Annotated in this window: 17 protein-coding genes; 7 read left to right on the plus strand and 10 right to left on the minus strand. The window is 46.9% G+C overall.

Annotated features, from left to right (window positions below; translation table 11 throughout):
- Positions 1–83 precede the first annotated feature (83 nt).
- Positions 84–560: a dihydrofolate reductase gene (locus C7R91_RS05355; protein ID WP_047071584.1), complete on the minus strand. Its 477-nt coding sequence runs from the start codon at positions 558–560 to the stop codon at positions 84–86.
- A complete protein-coding gene (locus tag C7R91_RS05360) occupies positions 557–1,351 on the minus strand; it encodes a thymidylate synthase (RefSeq protein WP_047071583.1) in 795 nt (264 codons plus the stop codon). Before C7R91_RS05360 ends, C7R91_RS05355 begins: the two co-directional genes overlap by 4 nt.
- A 107-nt stretch (positions 1,352–1,458) precedes the next feature.
- Here C7R91_RS05360 and pdxR (C7R91_RS05365) point away from each other — a divergent pair, with 107 nt between their 5' ends.
- Both pdxR (C7R91_RS05365) and C7R91_RS05370 read left to right on the plus strand, forming a co-directional pair.
- Complete coding sequence (pdxR, locus tag C7R91_RS05365; protein WP_047071582.1) at positions 1,459–2,898, plus strand: MocR-like pyridoxine biosynthesis transcription factor PdxR; 1,440 nt, start codon at positions 1,459–1,461, stop codon at positions 2,896–2,898.
- Positions 2,899–3,015: 117 nt separating this feature from the next.
- Complete coding sequence (locus C7R91_RS05370; RefSeq protein ID WP_047071580.1) at positions 3,016–3,216, plus strand: hypothetical protein; 201 nt, start codon at positions 3,016–3,018, stop codon at positions 3,214–3,216.
- A gap of 116 nt (positions 3,217–3,332) precedes the next feature.
- On the opposite strand, the gene C7R91_RS05375 is transcribed toward C7R91_RS05370, so the two are convergent.
- On the minus strand, positions 3,333–3,539 hold the full coding sequence (locus C7R91_RS05375; protein ID WP_047071579.1) for a cold-shock protein: 207 nt from the start codon (positions 3,537–3,539) through the stop codon (positions 3,333–3,335).
- 124 nt (positions 3,540–3,663) lie between these two features.
- On the opposite strand from C7R91_RS05375, the gene C7R91_RS05380 reads away from it, so the two are divergent.
- The 3 genes from C7R91_RS05380 to C7R91_RS05390 all read left to right on the plus strand — a co-directional run bounded on the left by C7R91_RS05380 (position 3,664) and on the right by C7R91_RS05390 (position 6,184).
- On the plus strand, positions 3,664–4,143 hold the full coding sequence (locus C7R91_RS05380) for a hypothetical protein (protein ID WP_047071577.1): 480 nt from the start codon (positions 3,664–3,666) through the stop codon (positions 4,141–4,143).
- 190 nt (positions 4,144–4,333) lie between these two features.
- Positions 4,334–5,797 (plus strand): sodium/proline symporter PutP, encoded by a 1,464-nt coding sequence (putP, locus tag C7R91_RS05385; protein ID WP_162837756.1) that lies wholly within the window; start codon positions 4,334–4,336, stop codon positions 5,795–5,797.
- Between the two features lie 141 nt (positions 5,798–5,938).
- Positions 5,939–6,184 carry a DUF3951 domain-containing protein gene (locus tag C7R91_RS05390; protein ID WP_047071574.1) on the plus strand — a complete coding sequence of 82 codons (246 nt, stop codon included), beginning with the start codon at positions 5,939–5,941 and terminating at the stop codon, positions 6,182–6,184.
- Here the strand turns inward: C7R91_RS05390 and pdxR (C7R91_RS05395) are convergent.
- The gene (gene pdxR / locus C7R91_RS05395) at positions 6,179–7,624 is read right to left on the minus strand and encodes a MocR-like pyridoxine biosynthesis transcription factor PdxR (protein ID WP_236697917.1); all 1,446 of its coding nucleotides are present in this window, start codon (positions 7,622–7,624) and stop codon (positions 6,179–6,181) included. The genes C7R91_RS05390 and pdxR (C7R91_RS05395) overlap by 6 nt on opposite strands.
- A gap of 89 nt (positions 7,625–7,713) precedes the next feature.
- Here pdxR (C7R91_RS05395) and C7R91_RS05400 point away from each other — a divergent pair, with 89 nt between their 5' ends.
- Positions 7,714–8,295 (plus strand): GNAT family N-acetyltransferase, encoded by a 582-nt coding sequence (locus tag C7R91_RS05400; protein ID WP_047071572.1) that lies wholly within the window; start codon positions 7,714–7,716, stop codon positions 8,293–8,295.
- Between the two features lie 243 nt (positions 8,296–8,538).
- On the opposite strand, the gene C7R91_RS05405 is transcribed toward C7R91_RS05400, so the two are convergent.
- From C7R91_RS05405 to C7R91_RS05420, 4 genes are all read right to left on the minus strand, one after another.
- Positions 8,539–9,207 (minus strand): PspA/IM30 family protein, encoded by a 669-nt coding sequence (locus C7R91_RS05405; RefSeq protein WP_047071571.1) that lies wholly within the window; start codon positions 9,205–9,207, stop codon positions 8,539–8,541.
- Position 9,208: 1 nt separating this feature from the next.
- Positions 9,209–9,805 carry a hypothetical protein gene (locus C7R91_RS05410; protein ID WP_047071570.1) on the minus strand — a complete coding sequence of 199 codons (597 nt, stop codon included), beginning with the start codon at positions 9,803–9,805 and terminating at the stop codon, positions 9,209–9,211.
- Between the two features lie 140 nt (positions 9,806–9,945).
- A complete protein-coding gene (locus C7R91_RS05415) occupies positions 9,946–11,256 on the minus strand; it encodes a sensor histidine kinase (protein ID WP_047071569.1) in 1,311 nt (436 codons plus the stop codon).
- A gap of 10 nt (positions 11,257–11,266) precedes the next feature.
- Positions 11,267–11,938: a response regulator transcription factor gene (locus C7R91_RS05420; RefSeq protein WP_047072030.1), complete on the minus strand. Its 672-nt coding sequence runs from the start codon at positions 11,936–11,938 to the stop codon at positions 11,267–11,269.
- A gap of 158 nt (positions 11,939–12,096) precedes the next feature.
- On the opposite strand from C7R91_RS05420, the gene C7R91_RS05425 reads away from it, so the two are divergent.
- Entirely contained in the window at positions 12,097–12,744 is a 648-nt protein-coding gene (locus C7R91_RS05425) for a ferric reductase-like transmembrane domain-containing protein (protein WP_047071568.1), read from the plus strand.
- 346 nt (positions 12,745–13,090) lie between these two features.
- On the opposite strand, the gene C7R91_RS05430 is transcribed toward C7R91_RS05425, so the two are convergent.
- Both C7R91_RS05430 and C7R91_RS05435 read right to left on the minus strand, forming a co-directional pair.
- Positions 13,091–15,058 carry a dynamin family protein gene (locus C7R91_RS05430; RefSeq protein WP_047071567.1) on the minus strand — a complete coding sequence of 656 codons (1,968 nt, stop codon included), beginning with the start codon at positions 15,056–15,058 and terminating at the stop codon, positions 13,091–13,093.
- Positions 15,055–16,776, minus strand: coding sequence for a dynamin family protein (locus C7R91_RS05435; protein WP_236697916.1), 1,722 nt, complete (start codon positions 16,774–16,776; stop codon positions 15,055–15,057). Before C7R91_RS05435 ends, C7R91_RS05430 begins: the two co-directional genes overlap by 4 nt.
- Positions 16,777–16,813 lie beyond the last annotated feature (37 nt).

Here is a 16,813-nt window from a genome sequence, read left to right on the forward strand (position 1 = left end):
AGTATTCACATGACGAACGACCTAGCAAAAGGGGGGAAAAAAAGAACAAAAAAAATGCCTCAGCAACGAGGCATTTTTGCTTATCAGCTATTTTTTCGCTCATACACATAAAACGCATGCGGATGAACGTTCTTCTCATCCACGATACCCTCACGCTTGTCCACCAAGGTGTAAGCATCGCGATCCCATGCTGGGAAAAACGTATCGCCCTCTGTTTCCAAATCGATCTCCGTAATGTACAGACGATCAACGACATCGAGAAACTGGCGATAAATTTCCGAGCCGCCAAAGATGATGACATCACCCATGGCGAGCACTTCTTCCTTCGTATGGACGACATCTACGCCTTCAGGGTGAAAGTCCTGGCTGCGTGTCAGGACGACATTCTTTCGGTTAGGCAGCGGCTTGCCGATCGATTCGAACGTTTTGCGTCCCATTACAATCGTTTTGCCTGTCGTTAATTCCTTCACATTTTTCAAGTCGGCAGGAAGGTGCCACGGCATGTCGCCATCTTTTCCGATGACTTGGTTGCGGGCATAGGCAACAATCAGGCTAATCATACGGCCACCTCGCCTTTGATATGCGGGTGAGATTCGTAGCCGACGATTTCAATATCTTCGTATTTGAAGTCAAAAATCGAAGTCACTTCTGGATTGAGCACGAGCTTTGGCAGTGGCTTCGGCTCGCGAGTGAGCTGCAGCTTGACCTGCTCAATATGGTTGAGATACAGATGTGCATCTCCAATCGTATGAACAAAATCGCCTACTTCAAGCCCGGTGACATGCGCCACCATATGGGTCAGCAACGCGTAGGAAGCGATATTAAACGGCACACCCAAAAATGTGTCGCCACTGCGCTGATACAATTGGCAGGACAACTTGCCATTCGCTACGTAAAACTGGAACAGCAGGTGACAAGGCGGCAATGCCATCTTGTCCAATTCAGCCGGGTTCCATGCGCTAACGATCAAGCGGCGAGAGTCCGGATTGCGTTTGATCTCATCAATGACCCATTGAATCTGGTCCACTGTTTTGCCGTCGCGTCCAGTAAAGGAACGCCATTGGCTTCCGTATACCGGTCCCAAATCTCCATTTTCATCGGCCCATTCGTTCCAGATCCGCACGCCGTTTTCCTGCAAGTAGCGGACATTGGTATCGCCTGATAAAAACCAGAGCAATTCGTGGATGATCGATTTCATATGCAGCTTTTTCGTCGTGACCATAGGAAAGCCTTCACTCAAGTCAAAACGCATCTGATGCCCAAAAACACTGGTCGTTCCGGTGCCTGTCCGATCCTCTTTTGTGACACCCTCATTCAAAATGCGCTGGCACAAATCCAGGTATTGTTTCATCGTCCATCTCTCCTTCCATCTCATCTATTTTACCTGACCCAGACGAAAAGGAAAGATCGGAATGTCATGATATAATAAATGGATAAATGTAGAAAGCGGGATTCCTGATGGATGGCAAATCTTCTGGAGCTACAAAGCCCTTATATAAACAAATAGCAGAACAAATCGAGCAAAGAATCAGCAGTGGTGAATTCGGTCCTGGCAGCTATTTGCCCTCGGAGCGCACGCTGGCCAAAGAACTGAGCGTCAACCGATCGACCGTCGTCGCTGCGTACGATGAGCTGCAAGCAGCGGGTATAATCGAACGCATACAAGGAAGTGGCACCATCGTCAGCCAAGATATTTGGGGACTGGCACGGACCCGCGTTCCGAACTGGCGTCATTTGACGGAATCAGGTTCGTTTCGCCCGAATTTACCGTTGATCCGGAAAATCCGTCGTGAAACACAGGAAAATGACTTGATCGATTTGGCGAGTGGCGAGCTCTCGACCGATCTCGTTCCTAATCAAGCACTTAAGCAGCTCATGACCCTCGATGACTTCCCGGCTCATCTCGGCTATGAACACCCGCAGGGCAATTGGGCTTTGCGAGAGACATTGAGTCTCCATATGAAAACATGGCGAAGCATCGAAGCACCCGCTACCTCGATCATGATTACGTCAGGCGCGCAGCAAGCTCTTCATCTCGTCGTTCAATGCTTGTTAAAGCCAGGAGATGCGGTTGCCATTGAGAAGCCGTCTTATTGTTATTCCCTGCCGCTTTTTCATTCTGCTGGCTTGCGTACGTTCTCTCTGCCGGTCGACCGGGACGGAATCTACCCCAAGCACTTGGCCCAGCTCCACCGCCAGCACCGCATCAAAATGGTTTTTCTCAATCCGAATTATCAAAACCCGACCGGGACACTGCTTTCATTGGAGCGGCGCCAGGAACTGCTCGCATTCTCCTATGAAAACGGGATTCCAATCATCGAGGATGATCCATACAGCTTGACCAGTTTTTCAAGAGAGCACGTCCCAACCTTAAAATCGCTGGATCAACATGGAACAGTACTCTACATCAGCTCTTTGACCAAAATCGTAGCCTCAGGTCTGCGAATCGGCTGGATCGTAGGACCCGCTACTGTCATGGAAAGACTGGCAGATGCGAAACAGCAGTTTGATTTTGGACACAGCATTTTTCCGCAATGGCTGGCGAATCGCTTTCTCGGATCGCCGCAGTTCGCGAGTCATATCGATCTTTTACGAACAGAGCTGTCCTTACGGCATGATCAGCTTGTCTCCTCGCTCCAAGACAAATTCGGTGATCAAGTAGAAATAATCGGTTCAGAGGGAGGCATTCACCTGTGGTGTAAATTTAATGGGGAATGGAGCGGCGAGCGACTTCTCACAGAATCAGTCAAACGGGGAGTTGTCTTCGTTCCGGGACATCTTTTCGGTGCAGAGCAAGGATATGTCCGCTTCACCTTTGGCAGAGCTACTCTGGATCAGATCCCCGAGGCAGTCTCGCGCTTAGCGGATGCGTTCATAGCAAGTGGATGGGCAAAATAATCCCAAAGTGGATGGCAACATTTTTGTGTGGTCGGTATATGATCGAAGTAAGCTACCGTATGCATCCTCGTGTATATCCAGCAGGATGACTGGGCCATACAGAAAGGACTGGCTGTTATGAGTATTTTGCCTTTCATTATTGCTATTATTGTACTTGTTCTTATAGGTCTCGTCGTTACCATAAAAATCGGAATAAACCCATCCGAATCCAAAGTTCGGGACTTTAAACAACGCTCCCGAAATCTGTTGATCATTTACGGCATCATTACGATCGCCCTGGTCATTGCATTGTCAGTCTTCCTCTACAACAACCTTTAATCCATCCCGAGCGCTACGTGACATAAATAAGACGCCGTCTGCCTTTTACAGGTATGACGGCGTTTTTGAATCGAAGGAAGTCCTTCGTCATGTGTTTTTAGGGGATGTTACCAGCTTTACACGCTTTGCCTCGCCACATTGGCGGCTTGCAGCCCACGCTGTCCATTCACGATCTCAAAAACCACCTGCTCGCCTTCCTCCAAGTTCCGGTAACCTGACCCCGTGATCGCAGAATAGTGTACGAATACATCAGGTCCGCCATCGCGCTCAATAAACCCATAGCCCTTTTCTTTGCTGAACCATTTTACTTTCCCTTGAATCATTGTGTTTCCTCCCTGTAATCAGTGCAGCTCTTACGCTTACCCCATCATATGCGGATGCGAAGTCAGTGGATATACGGTAAAATAAATAAAGTAAGAATCGTCACGCCAGAAAGGAGTGAACTACATGAAAAAAGTATGGATGGTTGCGTGCGCGCTGCTGCTCACTGCCTGCTCCGATATATCCGAAGGAGTCCAAACCGCCCAGCAAGCAGTAGAAACAGGACAGCAAGCGATTGAGACAGGCAAACAGGCTGTCGAAGCTGGCCAACAAGTTCTGGAAGCCGGCAAGCAACTGGCTGAGTCTGAGGTCGCCAAACAGCTGCAAACATATCTCCAGCAAAAATACGAATCCTCTGAGGCATTGCGTAATGCCATGTTCAGTGGAGATGGTCAGCTGCTCGCAGAAGAATTGCAAAAAACCGAGCTCGCGAACTTCAGCTTTTACAAATCTGACATGTTCGGTGTTGAATATACAGGCACGCTCTCTGCCGATGGTACTTTCAAAGTGCTTAAGCACGATTTGAACAACCAAGGTGCGGAGCCTACTGTTGTAAAGGAATTCAAAGTAACACTCGACGGAAACGGTCAGGTTCAAGTTCAGTAATTTGGAAAACATTTCAGGAAAAGCCTGCGATCAATCCTCGCGGGCTTTTTCGCGTTATAAAAAACTTTTTATTGAGTCTCTACAAAATTTTCTGTTTTTACTTATAGATTTTTATATATGGGCATGATAATGTGTAAAGTGTTCATATAAAGTTCATAAATACTAAACATAACAAGAGGTGCTGCCAATAATGAATATGCTGCTCGCGTCTATTATTGTGTACATGGCAGGTATGCTTTTAATCGGATATTACGCCTACAAGCGTACCTCCAGTCTGACCGACTATATGCTTGGTGGTCGATCGCTGGGTCCAACTGTAACCGCTCTCAGCGCGGGTGCATCCGACATGAGTGGCTGGCTGATGATGGGCCTGCCTGGCGCCATGTTTGCCCAAGGTCTTAGCGCATCCTGGATTGCCATCGGTCTGACTCTCGGGGCTTATGCCAACTGGCTGTATGTCGCTCCCCGCCTTCGTTCGTATACAGAGGTTGCCAACAACTCGATTACGATTCCTGCTTTTTTGGAAAATCGTTTCGGGGATGGATCTCGGATGCTTCGTCTTGTCTCGGCCCTTGTTATTATGATCTTTTTTACCTTTTACGTCTCATCCGGTCTCGTCTCTGGAGGCGTGCTGTTTGAAAACACCTTCCACTTGAGCTATCAAACGGGACTATGGATTGTCGGATTGGTCACCATTGCCTACACATTGTTTGGCGGCTTCCTCGCTGTAAGCTGGACGGATGCTGTGCAAGGACTCATCATGGTTATTGCGCTCATTCTCGTCCCGCTCGTGACCGTTCTTACAGCAGGAGGATTGGGAGAAACATTTACCGAGATTCACGCTGTTGATCCCTCTTTGCTCGATATTTTTAAAGGGACGAGCCTGCTCGGCATCATTTCCTTGTTTGCATGGGGACTCGGCTATTTCGGACAACCGCACATTATCGTTCGCTTTATGGCGATTACGTCCACGAGTGAGATCAAAAAAGCACGCAGCATCGGTATGGGCTGGATGATTTTCTCCGTCGCTGGCGCCATGCTGACAGGTCTGGTCGGTATCGCCCTGTTCTCCAAGCAAGGATGGACGTTGAGCGATCCTGAGACGATCTTCATCCAGCTGGGAACGATTCTGTTCCATCCGATCATTACCGGCTTTTTGCTTGCGGCGATTTTGGCAGCGATCATGAGTACGATTTCCTCTCAGCTGCTCGTCACCTCCAGCTCCTTGACCGAAGATATTTACAAAACCTTTTTCAAGCGTTCTGCAACCGACAAAGAGCTGGTCACCTTTGGCCGCTTGTCCGTATTGCTTGTATCTGTCGTTGCCTTTTTGCTCGCCTTGAATAAAAATGACACGATCCTCGATCTCGTTGGATATGCGTGGGCCGGATTTGGTGCTTCGTTTGGGCCTGTCATCCTGCTCTCCCTCTATTGGAAGCGTATGAACAAATGGGGCGCTCTCGCGGGTATGGTCGCTGGCGCACTTACCGTTATCATCTGGACTCGTTTTGATGTGCTGAAGGACTTCCTCTACGAGATGGTTCCCGGCTTTGCCATTAGCCTGCTCGCCATCGTGGTTGTCAGCCATTTGACCAGCAAGCCTTCGAATGAGGTAACCGCTCAGTTTGATGAGTACCAAAAAAGCATGAAATAATCCTTGCTGAAAAAGCCAAGCAGCCTATGCGCTGGACAACTGCCCTGTCCCACGCCATAGGCTGCTTTTTTCTGTTGAAACTATTTGGAACCCTCATCGTAAATCATCCATAACCTCATAAAAAGGAGGGACAAAAAATAGATGATGATGATGTCTGGCTTGATTATTGGCGTATCCCTTTTGATTTTTGGCATGCTCGGGATGGCTTGCTACCGCTTTTTTATCCAAAAGAAACCGGTCGAGCACTACTACACCCCGCTAGATCGCGTGCTCGGGCAAACACCAGTCGAATTCCATGAGCAAAAGATCGAGAAAAAAGAATCGAAGGAAGAGGAAGGTGACGACAAGGATAAGAACGAGAAGATTCGGCAAAAGCGCAGATCATAACGAAAACCAAGCTTCTGCCAAACGCCTGATTCCTACCGCAATGTCTTGTTCCTCCACTCCACCAAATCCAACAATGATTCGCGGCCGTGCATTCGTTGGATCATTGGCCCAGTTATGGCCGCTCGGATAAACGCAGACATCGACCCCACGCGCCAGCTCGATCAGCTCCTTCTCCATTCGGGAAGTATCCACCTCCAGCAAAATATGCAGCCCTGCTGACTGCCCCAATACTCGTACTTCCCGTGGCATGTACGTCTGTATCGCACGAAGCAGAGCATCGTGCTTGCGGTGATAGACGGTACGCATTTTTCGGACATGCTTTTCCCAGTAGCCCTTTTGCATGAACAACTGCATGCTCCGCTGCAAATGGCGGGAAACCGGAGAAGGATACGCCTGAAATGCTTCCAAATATCGCCCGAGCAATTGCCTCGGAAGTACCGTATAATCCAAGCGAAGTGCTGGAGAAAATGCTTTGGAAAAATTGCCGATATAAACAACACATCCATCCCGATCCATTCCTTGCAGAGATGGCGTAGGGTGTACATCGTAGCGGAATTCGCCATCGTAATCATTTTCGATGATGATTGCGTTCTTTCTCTTTGCCCATTGCAGCAATTGTTGGCGCTGACCGACTGGCATGACCATCCCATACGGATATTGATGGGCCGGAGTTGTGTATACGACAGTTGCGTTGCTTTTCTCCAAGGCTTCAATGGACAGCCCCTCTTCTTCCAACGGTATCGACACGACCTCGTACCCGTGATGCGAAAAAACGATTCGAGCATCTGCATACCCAGGTTCCTCAATCGCAACCACATGATGCCGATCCGCCAAGAGCAGACATAGAAAGCTGAGAGCCTGCTGTAATCCGGTCCCAATAATGATTTGCTCAGGCCGACAAATGAGCGTACGGGCTCTGCGTAAATATCCGCTAAGCTCTTCTCTCAGCTCCCATTCGCCTTGATCATCCCCGTAAAAGGCAAAATCCTCGGGATAGACATCCAGCGCCTCCAACATGCACGAGCGCCATGCAGCGTAAGGAAAGTGCTCCGTATCAATGACAGAACCGTGGAAATTGTATCGACAAGAGAGGTGCTCTCCTTTTTTCTTTTTCAAGATGGACGAGTACAGGGCAATCTCCTCATCCTGATCTACTGGCTCTGACCATCTCTCGATCTCGGCAGCAAAAAATCCGCTTCGCTCCCGGCTCACGATGTAGCCTTCTGCGAGCAGTTGCTGATAGGCTGCCTCAATCGTATTTTTTCCGACGCCGCTTGCTTTCATCAACTGACGGATCGACGGCAGCTTCGTTCCAGACGGTATCTCTCCTGATGCAATCCATTTGCTCAATTGCTTGTATAGCTGCTGATATAAAGGTTCTTTGCTCTGTGCATCCACGATCGGCATGTACTCCATCAGCGGCCCCCATTCTGTACCCATCCAATTCTACCAAACTGTCACTATGTACAGGAGCAGTTCTCTTTTACAATGATTGTACCAGATTTACCCACACGAAAGGAGAACCAATCATGCGTATTCATTTGCAAGGAGAAAAGGTCATTCTACGTGATATTCGAGCAGAAGATATAGATACCATCTACTATTGGAAATACGAAGCAGAAGATCGTGAACATCTCAATTGGAATGGCCCCTACAAACCGCTTGATCCTTACACAAGAGAAGAGTATCGTGCCCTCCCGCGCCATCAGGAGTCTCTCGCTCTCGTCGGGACAAATGCACCAAGAACCGAGCTGATGATTGAGATTGACGGGGAGCTAAAAGGCAGTGTCGGTCGCTATTGGGTATCCGAAGAGACGAACTGGTGCGAAATCGGAATCGTGATTTACGACTCCCGCTATTGGCAAAATGGCTATGGCCGAGAAGCGTTTCGGATGTGGATCGACTACTTGTTTACCCACATGGATACGGTACGTTTAGGGATTGGTACGTGGTCCGGCAACGAACGGATGATCAAGCTGGCTGCTCACATGGGAATGGTGGAAGAAGCGCGGGTACGCAAAGCAAGGATTGTTCGCGGTGAATATTACGATGCGATTAAGATGGGGATATTGCGGGAGGAATGGGAGATCGGAAATAAGACTTTTGAATAACGGTTGTTTTTAACATGAGCATCTTCCATCTGTATAGGGAACTCCCTATACGAGGAAACTGTATGCCCAATATGGAAGATATCACCGTCCAAAAGTCGAATGCAGAACGAAAGAGCTATGTGTTTGTTGGTGCCATTTATCATGCAGCAGCGGAAGTCTGTTCAGTCGGTTGTCGGGTACCGCAAAAAACAAACTCCCTTCTATCTGAACAAAAAAGGGAGTTTGTCTGCGTTTCACATCCTCTTATTTCACTTCTTTCGTTTTTTTCAGCTCTGCTAATTGCGCCTCCACTGTTTCTGCCAGAAGATGATCAATATATGGCTTCCTGTCGACAGCTTTCGTACCGTAAACGTATGAACTCGCAGCTACTTCAGCTTCCAGCTTCTGGACAAACTCTTCTACCCTCGCAAATCCTTTCATTGCATAGTCGCTATGAAACCCTGACAACATTTCCTGTCCTTGCTTGATAGATTTTGCAGCGTGGGCTCTGGATGTTAACACCAGCTTTTTGAATTGGAACTCTTGATAGGTGTTTTTAAGTTTATCTATTTGTTCATACAGGATCGCAGTCTGTTTTTTTGTCGCGTCATATTGATCCTGGTACAGATTGCGCTTATTTTCATGAATTACTTTTTCCTGTAGAGCGAGCTTTGCCATGTTATCTTCATTACAATCAACAGCAAGGCTGGCTTGTTTCGCGCGCTTTTCTATGTTTGCTTCTTCTTCTGCGATGAGAAGATCATACCTTTTCTCAAGAAAGAGTTGATAGGAAAGTGCCTGGTTGGCTTTTTCGATTTGATTGTCCATGTCTCTTATATATTGATCTAACAAAGTGATTGGATTCTCTACTTTATTTAATACCTCATGCACATCTGCCACAACAATATCTCTTACCCGTTTAAAAATACCCATCTTACTTTTCCTCCTTTGACATCTGTTTTTCCCAGTTATCTAAAATGGCTGAATTCCTATTCTCTCCTGCATATGGGGAGTGAAGTGGTACTTCAACAAAAACGATATTCCCTTTACGCGTTCTGATTCGTATACATAACCAGTAAATGACGAATCCGATGACAAGTAATGGCAGGATGGGAAGAACCCCAACAAAGATCAGAAGCCAGCCTGTCCATTTTCTCCAGATACTCTCATTTGCATGTTTGCGAACAAACCAACCACTGATGACAAGACCTGCTGCAATCAGGAAGAATATCCAACCATCTGCTTGATGTCTTCGCTCACCGTGTTCTCGTTTGATATCCTCTTTGTGGAATCGCCTTCCTTCAGATTTGGGTTGAAATCGCTCCGAATGTTCTCTTTGTCCTACCAATTCCTTCTCGCCTCTGTCTTGCATGCTTACAAAGATTTGATGAACATGTGGAAAAGCGAGCATCTCCTTATTCATCCAGCCTGTTGCATGTAAAGCCCGGAATCCAACAGCAAGAATGACAGCGGAAACGGTAGCAACGATCAGCCACCTCCAGATTTTCCGCTTCTTTTTTTTTTCTTCCATCCATTCTCCTCCTTTTTCGATGATGAGATGTTTTGTTTACAGGTACGATTATGGACCTCCAGTCTTAACTTTTCCTTAAGAACAACAAGAGCCGGAAAAAAGAAAAAAGAGTACCAATGGAATCGGTACCCAATGCTTTGTTATTTTTGATTCTTAGGGAACGTAATTTCAAAGCAGGTTCCTTCCCCTGCTTTGCTGCTGACCGTAATTTTTCCATGATGCTTGTCAATAATCCACTTGGCAATAGAAAGCCCCAAACCATAACCTTCTGCCATCGTCCGTGCTTTGTCGCTTTGGTAAAACCGCTCAAAAATGTTTGGAATTTCTTTCTCGTCCATTCCAATCCCGTTATCTTTCACCTTCAGTTTAATTGTGGAGGCAGTTTGTTCACATATAAGTGAGATTTCGCCTCCTGCTTCTGTATATTTCATCGCATTGTCCAAGAAAATAAGAATCAACTGATGGACCCTTTCTTTATCTCCTGTGAAACTGATATTTACTGGCGTATGAAGAGTGATCGCTTTCTCTTGATATATAGCAATTTCTTCATAGTTAGCTACAATATCTCGCAGAACTTCATCAAGCAAAAAGGGCTGTTTCTTCATTTCCATCTGATTGGAATCAGATCTCGCTAAGGTAAGTAAATTGGTGACCAGTTTGGATAATCTTCTAGACTCATTTGAAATCATGGAAATATCAATACTTTTTTCTTGAATCGTTGCAGCAGGTGAGCGAAATAATAAATCTGTTTTTGCTTGTATGACAGCAAGTGGTGTTCTTAATTCATGAGAAGCATCTGAAACAAACTGTTGTTGTTTTGTCCAGGAATTTTGTATTGGGACCAATGCTCGACCTGCAAGAAAATAACCGGCAATCACAGCCGATATGACCCCGATACAGCTTCCGATGATAATAATGACGAGCAATCTGTCCAGAAGCTCCTTCTCTGAATTTACATTGCGGAGATACTGTACCGTTATTACCCCACTCGAGGAATGAACTTTCATGGTTTTCACGTGAAAAGCAAAGCGATCAACATGAATTTCCTGAATCTCTCCACCATCAAAATGCCTTGGCTTCTTGACGAAATTCGCTTTTTGAAAGAAATCTACTCCTGGGCCCGTATTAATCAGTTCATTTTTATCATTCCAGACAAGCGTAATGACACGCGGATCATTTTCAAACAAGAATTCCTCGAGAGCGGGTCCTTTTTCAGGTCCTTTCTTTGCGCCAGCTCCAGGCCCACCCTCGGGCTTACTCCTAGGCTCATCGCTTCTTCCAGGCCTAAGCTGCGGGTTTAACTTCTCAGCTGTTTTTAGCAAGGATCGATCAACATCCTTATACAATTGTACATAGGTGAAAAAATAGATCACAGTAGCTAGCAAACCGATAAGCATTATGAAAACAACTGAATTCATAATGGTAAGCCGCATATGCGTTCGTCTGAACATATTCTTCCCCTTACTGTTCTTTTAACATATACCCAACGCCTCTAATGGTTTGAATATCTTTATGGTATCCGAAGGGCTCCAGCTTTTTTCGAAGATGATGCACAAAAACCTCAACAACTAATATTGTTGTATCTGACTCGAATCCCCATATGCGATCGTAAATCTGCTCTTTTGTCAGAATGGTGCCCTTGTTTTGTACGAGGTATTCCAATAATTCGTATTGTTTTATTGTCAATTTTACAGGCGCCTGATCTACCAGGATTTCCTGTTCTTTACCAACTAACTCGATGCCCCGGTACTTTAAGGTATGATCAGTCGTCAAACTGCCGCTCCTTCTTAACAGCGCTCGAATGCGTGCTTTTAATTCAGCCATTTGAAAAGGCTTGGTCAGGTAATCATCTCCTCCCAACTCCAGACCTTGCACTCTATCCTCCAATGAATCCCTCGCTGTTAAGAATAATACTGGCGTTTTAATTCCCTCCATGCGCATGCTTTCTATAATTTGAAAGCCATCCATTCCTGGTATCATCACATCTAGCACAATAGCATCATAAATATTTTGCATTGCTAGAAAGAGTGCTTCCTCCCCTTCAGATACTCCATCTACTTTAAACTCATCCACTAATATTTGAATAATCGATTCTTTCAACGGGAGATTATCTTCTACAACTAACAACCGCAACATCCGCTTCACCCCACATCTATACATCTGTTTTCATACTGCTTCAATTATGTCTTACAACCCTTAACTCTTCCTTAAAATTCACATCCTCGTAACTTAAGGATTTGTTAAGTTTTCTTCGCTACTATTTATCTAACTTAAATACAGAGGTGACTTTTGTGAAAAAATTAAAACCTTGGCTACCCGCGATCCTTTTCCTAATGGTTATTGCAATGCTTATTCTTTATTCACTCTATACCACACCACAAAAAATGCACCAAGTTCCTGCTGCTGGTGGTGGTCATCCGAATATGGCGAGCGATGGTTATCGAGAAATCTTTCATTTACTTGGAACTTTCTCGTATATTGCCGGTGTGATCAGTTTTTCCTGGATTCGCTTTAAAAAGTTTCTTTCTTCTCCATCCCCGCTCGTCAAACATATGTCAAAAGCAATCTACCATCTTCATCTATTTACAGGATGGACAGCATTAGTATTTGGTATATTACATGGCAGTTATTATCTGTTAACGGAACAACTCACACATAAAGGAATGTTGAATGGAATTGCCTATTTCCTTATTTTACTTGTATTGGCTGTCTATGGTTGGCTTATCCGACGTGTTCGCACGCAGATCATGAGAAAAATACATTCGTCCCTAAGCTTTATTGGTCTTGTCGTTTTGTTCATTCATACAGGTGGTCATTTTATAATCACCGTGGCCGGTACGATACTCGTTTGGATCGCAGTTTGGCTCATAGGTTTTTTCACCAGACACGTGGATATTCGCACAAAATCAACCGTCATTCATTTAGACGATCAGCTATGAGGGGAAAAATGAGCTTCCTGGTCATTGCACCAGAACAACTTCCTGTTCCACCCCTACAGCCCCTTTTGCAAAATGGCGCTTACAAGTCAATTCACTGTTCTGAGCAGGGCGCATCCTATTCTCCCTCGAAGCAGTCTTTAGCATGCGGCAGATTCGATAAGGTGACCAGTAAGGAGAATTGAATAATTGTCATTAATCAAATGTCCCAAAGAGCTGAAAGTTCTTTGGGGCATTTTTTAATGGAACGGCAAGTGTGACATGCTCTATCTAACAAATGAAAAAGGCAATCCCCTGGTCTTTACAAGATCCGGGAACTGCCCTTTTCATTTGTTACCCTCAAACCTCTCTATTCCAACTCAGCCGCCACACGACTTACTTTCGCCGCCAACTCATCGAGATCGACGTTCATCTCAAGAGCCGCAAACAGACCTGTGAAGTACTCGTTGATCTGGTCGATGACGCGATTGCGCTCACTTGCCACCAGCTCTTGGAACAGCGTAGAAAACTGCTCATCCAACTGCTTGTTTCCGATTTCTACATACCCGCTCACTGGTTCTTGCATGCGCTTTTCCAGTTCTTCACGCATTTTCGCTTTGCCATCCTGCTCGAAAAAGTCTTTCGTGTTTTTGAACAAGGAAATCGCTGATGCAAATGCAGATTCAGCTACTGGCAGCTCGTTAGCAAAGGACAGTGTTTCCACCTGTCTCTGCTGATAAGGTGCCAAGGTCAACCCTGCTGCGTAGCCTTGTACATCCTTTTGCCACGCCGCAACAAGCGTTCTCCCCTGCTTGTTCGTGAATTTCTCCAAGCGAAGGGTAGTGGCACGCAGCTCCTGCGCCAAGTCGTAGCTGATCGAACGGAGCAGATCAGTCAAGCAGCCTTGCAGTGCTTGCTTAATGTTGCGTCCATCATCCTTGATGACAGCCGGGTTAAAAGCGAGATTGAACAGTTCATTGAAACGGAAGAACAAGCGCTGGCGTACATAGTAGAGCAGCTCCTCGCGCTCTTTTGCCAAGTCGCGTTCGAACGAAGCGGTAGACAGTGCTTCAACAGCTGACAGAGCCTGTGTCTTGGCGTTGCTTGCTGCTTCTTTGCGCAACAGACGCTCGTCTTCTCCGGACTGTGCCATACGCATGAATTCTGTCAAGGTATCATGAGCGCGGCGGATTTCACCAATCGCTGAATTCACAGCAATTTGCGTCAGCTCTTCAATCGTAAAGCGGAGGAACTCTGCTTCAAACGAAGCCATTCCCGAGAACTTGAATGCTTCATCTGCTGGCATCAGCGGTTCGCCTTCAGCCGTATTCGTGCGCTGGCGGTATACTTTCTCCGCAGAAGCTGCCAGCTTGCCTTTTTCGTGCATCCGTGCCAACAGAGCAGTCTGGCTTGACACCGGATAAATACGCGGGAGGCGAATTCCACACGAGAGGAGGTTTTTCTCTACGTGGGTAATCACACCCTGCAATTCCTCATCGTTTGCTGCGAGGTCACAAGCATTGACGATAAAGAACATTTTGTCCATTTCAAACGTATCCTTGACCCGTCCCATTTGCAGCAAAAACTCGCGGTCTGCCTGTGAAAAGGCGTGGTTGTAATAGGTCACAAACAGCACGGCATCCGCGTTTTTCATGTATTCAAACGCCACACCTGTGTGACGCGCATTGATGGAATCCGCACCAGGCGTATCAACTAGAACGATGCCCTGGTCAGTCAGCGGGCAGGAATAGAACAGCTCGATGTATTCCGCAAAACAAGCTTTTTCTTCCTTGGCTACAAAGCCTTTGAATGCCTGCATATCCACCAGCAGTTCTCCACCAAGATGAGCAGCCATTTCTGGCAAACCTTTTGTAACAGCCTTCAAAAAGGTGTAGTGTGGTTTTGCCGTAGGCGGGATTTGGGCGACGTCGATCTTGCCGAGCTCAGCCAATGCCCCATCCAGATCAGACGCAACCAGTCCAAACACAGCCAAAGAACGGATAACATCCTGCTCAATTGCTTCGCGCTCCTTCAAGACGACACGCACAGTTCCATGTGGACGATCATCTGTAGGCGGCATAATTTTGTTGATCGCGGCTGTCGTCGGATTCGGTGATACAGGCAGCACAAGATCGCCCATCAAGGCGTTGGCAAACGAGGATTTTCCTGCACTAAAAGCACCGAACAATGCAACAGTAAAACGATTGGCAGTCAGGCGATCTGCGCGATCCAGCATCGCCTGTGCCTGTGCTTGCATCCCTGGTACAGAAACGACTTCTTCACTTGCGCGTCGCAGACGCTCTGCTGCCGCAATTAGTTTGTCTCGTAGTTGATTCATGCTACTTGTTCTCCTCCACGCATAATCGCCAACAGACGATCCTTGGTTTCTTCTTCTCTCGCTGCCAGTCCAGCCAGCTTTTGATGCAGTGCTGCCAATTCACGCAATACGCCAAGACGCTCGCCTTGAGCTGCACTTTCTACACGCACTTTCTCCTTTATCATCTCAACCACTTGTGCAATGAAGGAGAGACCCACTCGTCTGTACTCCAGCTTCATCCCGCTGGAAATATCCGCACAGTAGTTCAGGACGTACTCACTCGAAGCAGCCCCCTCTTTGATGTGCTTGCTCAGGAACTCGCCGGTAATCTCGATCTTGGTCGCGTGCACACTGGCGTGATATTCTTCGCTCCGCAAATCAAACACTTGCGGCTGCTTGCCGAGCCATTCTTTGAAATGGAAGTCGAGATTTCCCGCCACTTTTTCGCGGAACTCGACGAGAAGCGCTTCTTCACGACGTGCGCGCTCTTCCTCCGTCTTCTTGCCTGCAAACAACAATCCCACCTTGAAGCCCGGCTTGCGGCTCTCCAAGTAGCTTCGTGCAGCTTCGTTCGTGCTGAAATAAGTCAAACGAGCATTATCCAAAAGTACACTCAGCTCTTTTTCCATCTGCAATCGGGCATTCTCAGCACGCTGCTCTAGAGCCGCTGCTGTCGCTTCTTCCTGCTCAAGCGCTTTCTGCACAGCCGCTCTATTACGACTGTCGACGCCTTCTACTTCCAGACCATCCAGCTGGGCTTCCCACTGCTGGCGTTGATCTGCCTGGCTTGTTCTTACTACTTGGATGTGTTCGTCGATCAAATGCTCGGCAGCACTGCGAACGCTCGTGCCAACCAGCTTTTCACGATCAGCAATCAACTGCGAGAGCATGCCCTTAAATTCCGCATACATGTTCTCAAGATGATCCGGCTCCGCAAGCGACGTGTAAAAAATACCATCCGGATGAATGTTCCAGGTCGCGAATGCTTCCTCGACACTTTCCTTATAGCTATCGAAATCCAATTCGAAATCAATATGTTTATCGATCATGTTCACAACCAGATATACTGGCTTGCCACGGTCCTTCAACGTCTTCGTAAAGTTGAAGTTCTCTTCGGCTTGAACATGGTTATAATCCATCATGTAAATGACGACGTCAGCCAAATGCAGGGCAGATTCCGTAGCGATTTTGTGTGCGGCATCTGTTGAGTCAATGCCCGGTGTATCGAGCAAGCTGGCGTATTCGTCAAGGAATGTTCCCGGATAAGAGACCTCTACGGATTCAACCGTATCTCCGTCAACAGCAAACTGTTTGAGCTTCTCCATCTCCGTATCTGGATCAAATGTAAGGACTCCGCTGTTCATGGTGAAGACGCGAGCCGCTTTTTCTCCGCCACGAATCTTCACGACATTCGCACTTGTCGGAATCGGATTGGACGGCAGCAAGTTGACACCCAGAAGCGTGTTAATCATCGTTGATTTTCCAGCGGAAAAATGTCCGCAAAACGCAATATTCAGTTCAGCGCACTTTGTTTTTGCGGCCAGTTGAATGAGCTTGTGAGCCGTGGTTTCGTCTCCCTGCGATTTCATTACTTCTGCAAGTTCTTCCCATGTATGTGCCAGTCGGGAAAAGTCCGTTTCCCGGATCAATACTTGACTGTCAAGCACTTCTATTCCACCCTTCTCCATCGTTCCTACTCTCTCTACTTGTGCCTGTTCAAAAAGTCGTCTTTTCAGCATCGAGAAAATGGCGAGAACCTGAAGAAGGAGGAGCGGA

The organism is Brevibacillus formosus (assembly GCF_003013405.1).
Taxonomy (GTDB): Bacteria; Bacillota; Bacilli; order Brevibacillales; family Brevibacillaceae; genus Brevibacillus; species Brevibacillus formosus.

Bases quoted from the DNA above. Each gene is read 5' to 3' on its own strand.
- C7R91_RS05355 (WP_047071584.1), bottom strand. From the start codon at position 560: ATGATTAGCCTGATTGTTGCCTATGCCCGCAACCAAGTCATCGGAAAA.
- C7R91_RS05360 (WP_047071583.1), bottom strand. From the start codon at position 1,351: ATGAAACAATACCTGGATTTGTGCCAGCGCATTTTGAATGAGGGTGTC.
- pdxR (WP_047071582.1), top strand. From the start codon at position 1,459: ATGGATGGCAAATCTTCTGGAGCTACAAAGCCCTTATATAAACAAATA.
- C7R91_RS05370 (WP_047071580.1), top strand. From the start codon at position 3,016: ATGAGTATTTTGCCTTTCATTATTGCTATTATTGTACTTGTTCTTATA.
- C7R91_RS05375 (WP_047071579.1), bottom strand. From the start codon at position 3,539: ATGATTCAAGGGAAAGTAAAATGGTTCAGCAAAGAAAAGGGCTATGGG.
- C7R91_RS05380 (WP_047071577.1), top strand. From the start codon at position 3,664: ATGAAAAAAGTATGGATGGTTGCGTGCGCGCTGCTGCTCACTGCCTGC.
- putP (WP_162837756.1), top strand. From the start codon at position 4,334: ATGAATATGCTGCTCGCGTCTATTATTGTGTACATGGCAGGTATGCTT.
- C7R91_RS05390 (WP_047071574.1), top strand. From the start codon at position 5,939: ATGATGATGATGTCTGGCTTGATTATTGGCGTATCCCTTTTGATTTTT.
- pdxR (WP_236697917.1), bottom strand. From the start codon at position 7,624: ATGGGTACAGAATGGGGGCCGCTGATGGAGTACATGCCGATCGTGGAT.
- C7R91_RS05400 (WP_047071572.1), top strand. From the start codon at position 7,714: ATGCGTATTCATTTGCAAGGAGAAAAGGTCATTCTACGTGATATTCGA.
- C7R91_RS05405 (WP_047071571.1), bottom strand. From the start codon at position 9,207: ATGGGTATTTTTAAACGGGTAAGAGATATTGTTGTGGCAGATGTGCAT.
- C7R91_RS05410 (WP_047071570.1), bottom strand. From the start codon at position 9,805: ATGGAAGAAAAAAAAAAGAAGCGGAAAATCTGGAGGTGGCTGATCGTT.
- C7R91_RS05415 (WP_047071569.1), bottom strand. From the start codon at position 11,256: ATGTTCAGACGAACGCATATGCGGCTTACCATTATGAATTCAGTTGTT.
- C7R91_RS05430 (WP_047071567.1), bottom strand. From the start codon at position 15,058: ATGAATCAACTACGAGACAAACTAATTGCGGCAGCAGAGCGTCTGCGA.
- C7R91_RS05435 (WP_236697916.1), bottom strand. From the start codon at position 16,776: ATGCTGAAAAGACGACTTTTTGAACAGGCACAAGTAGAGAGAGTAGGA.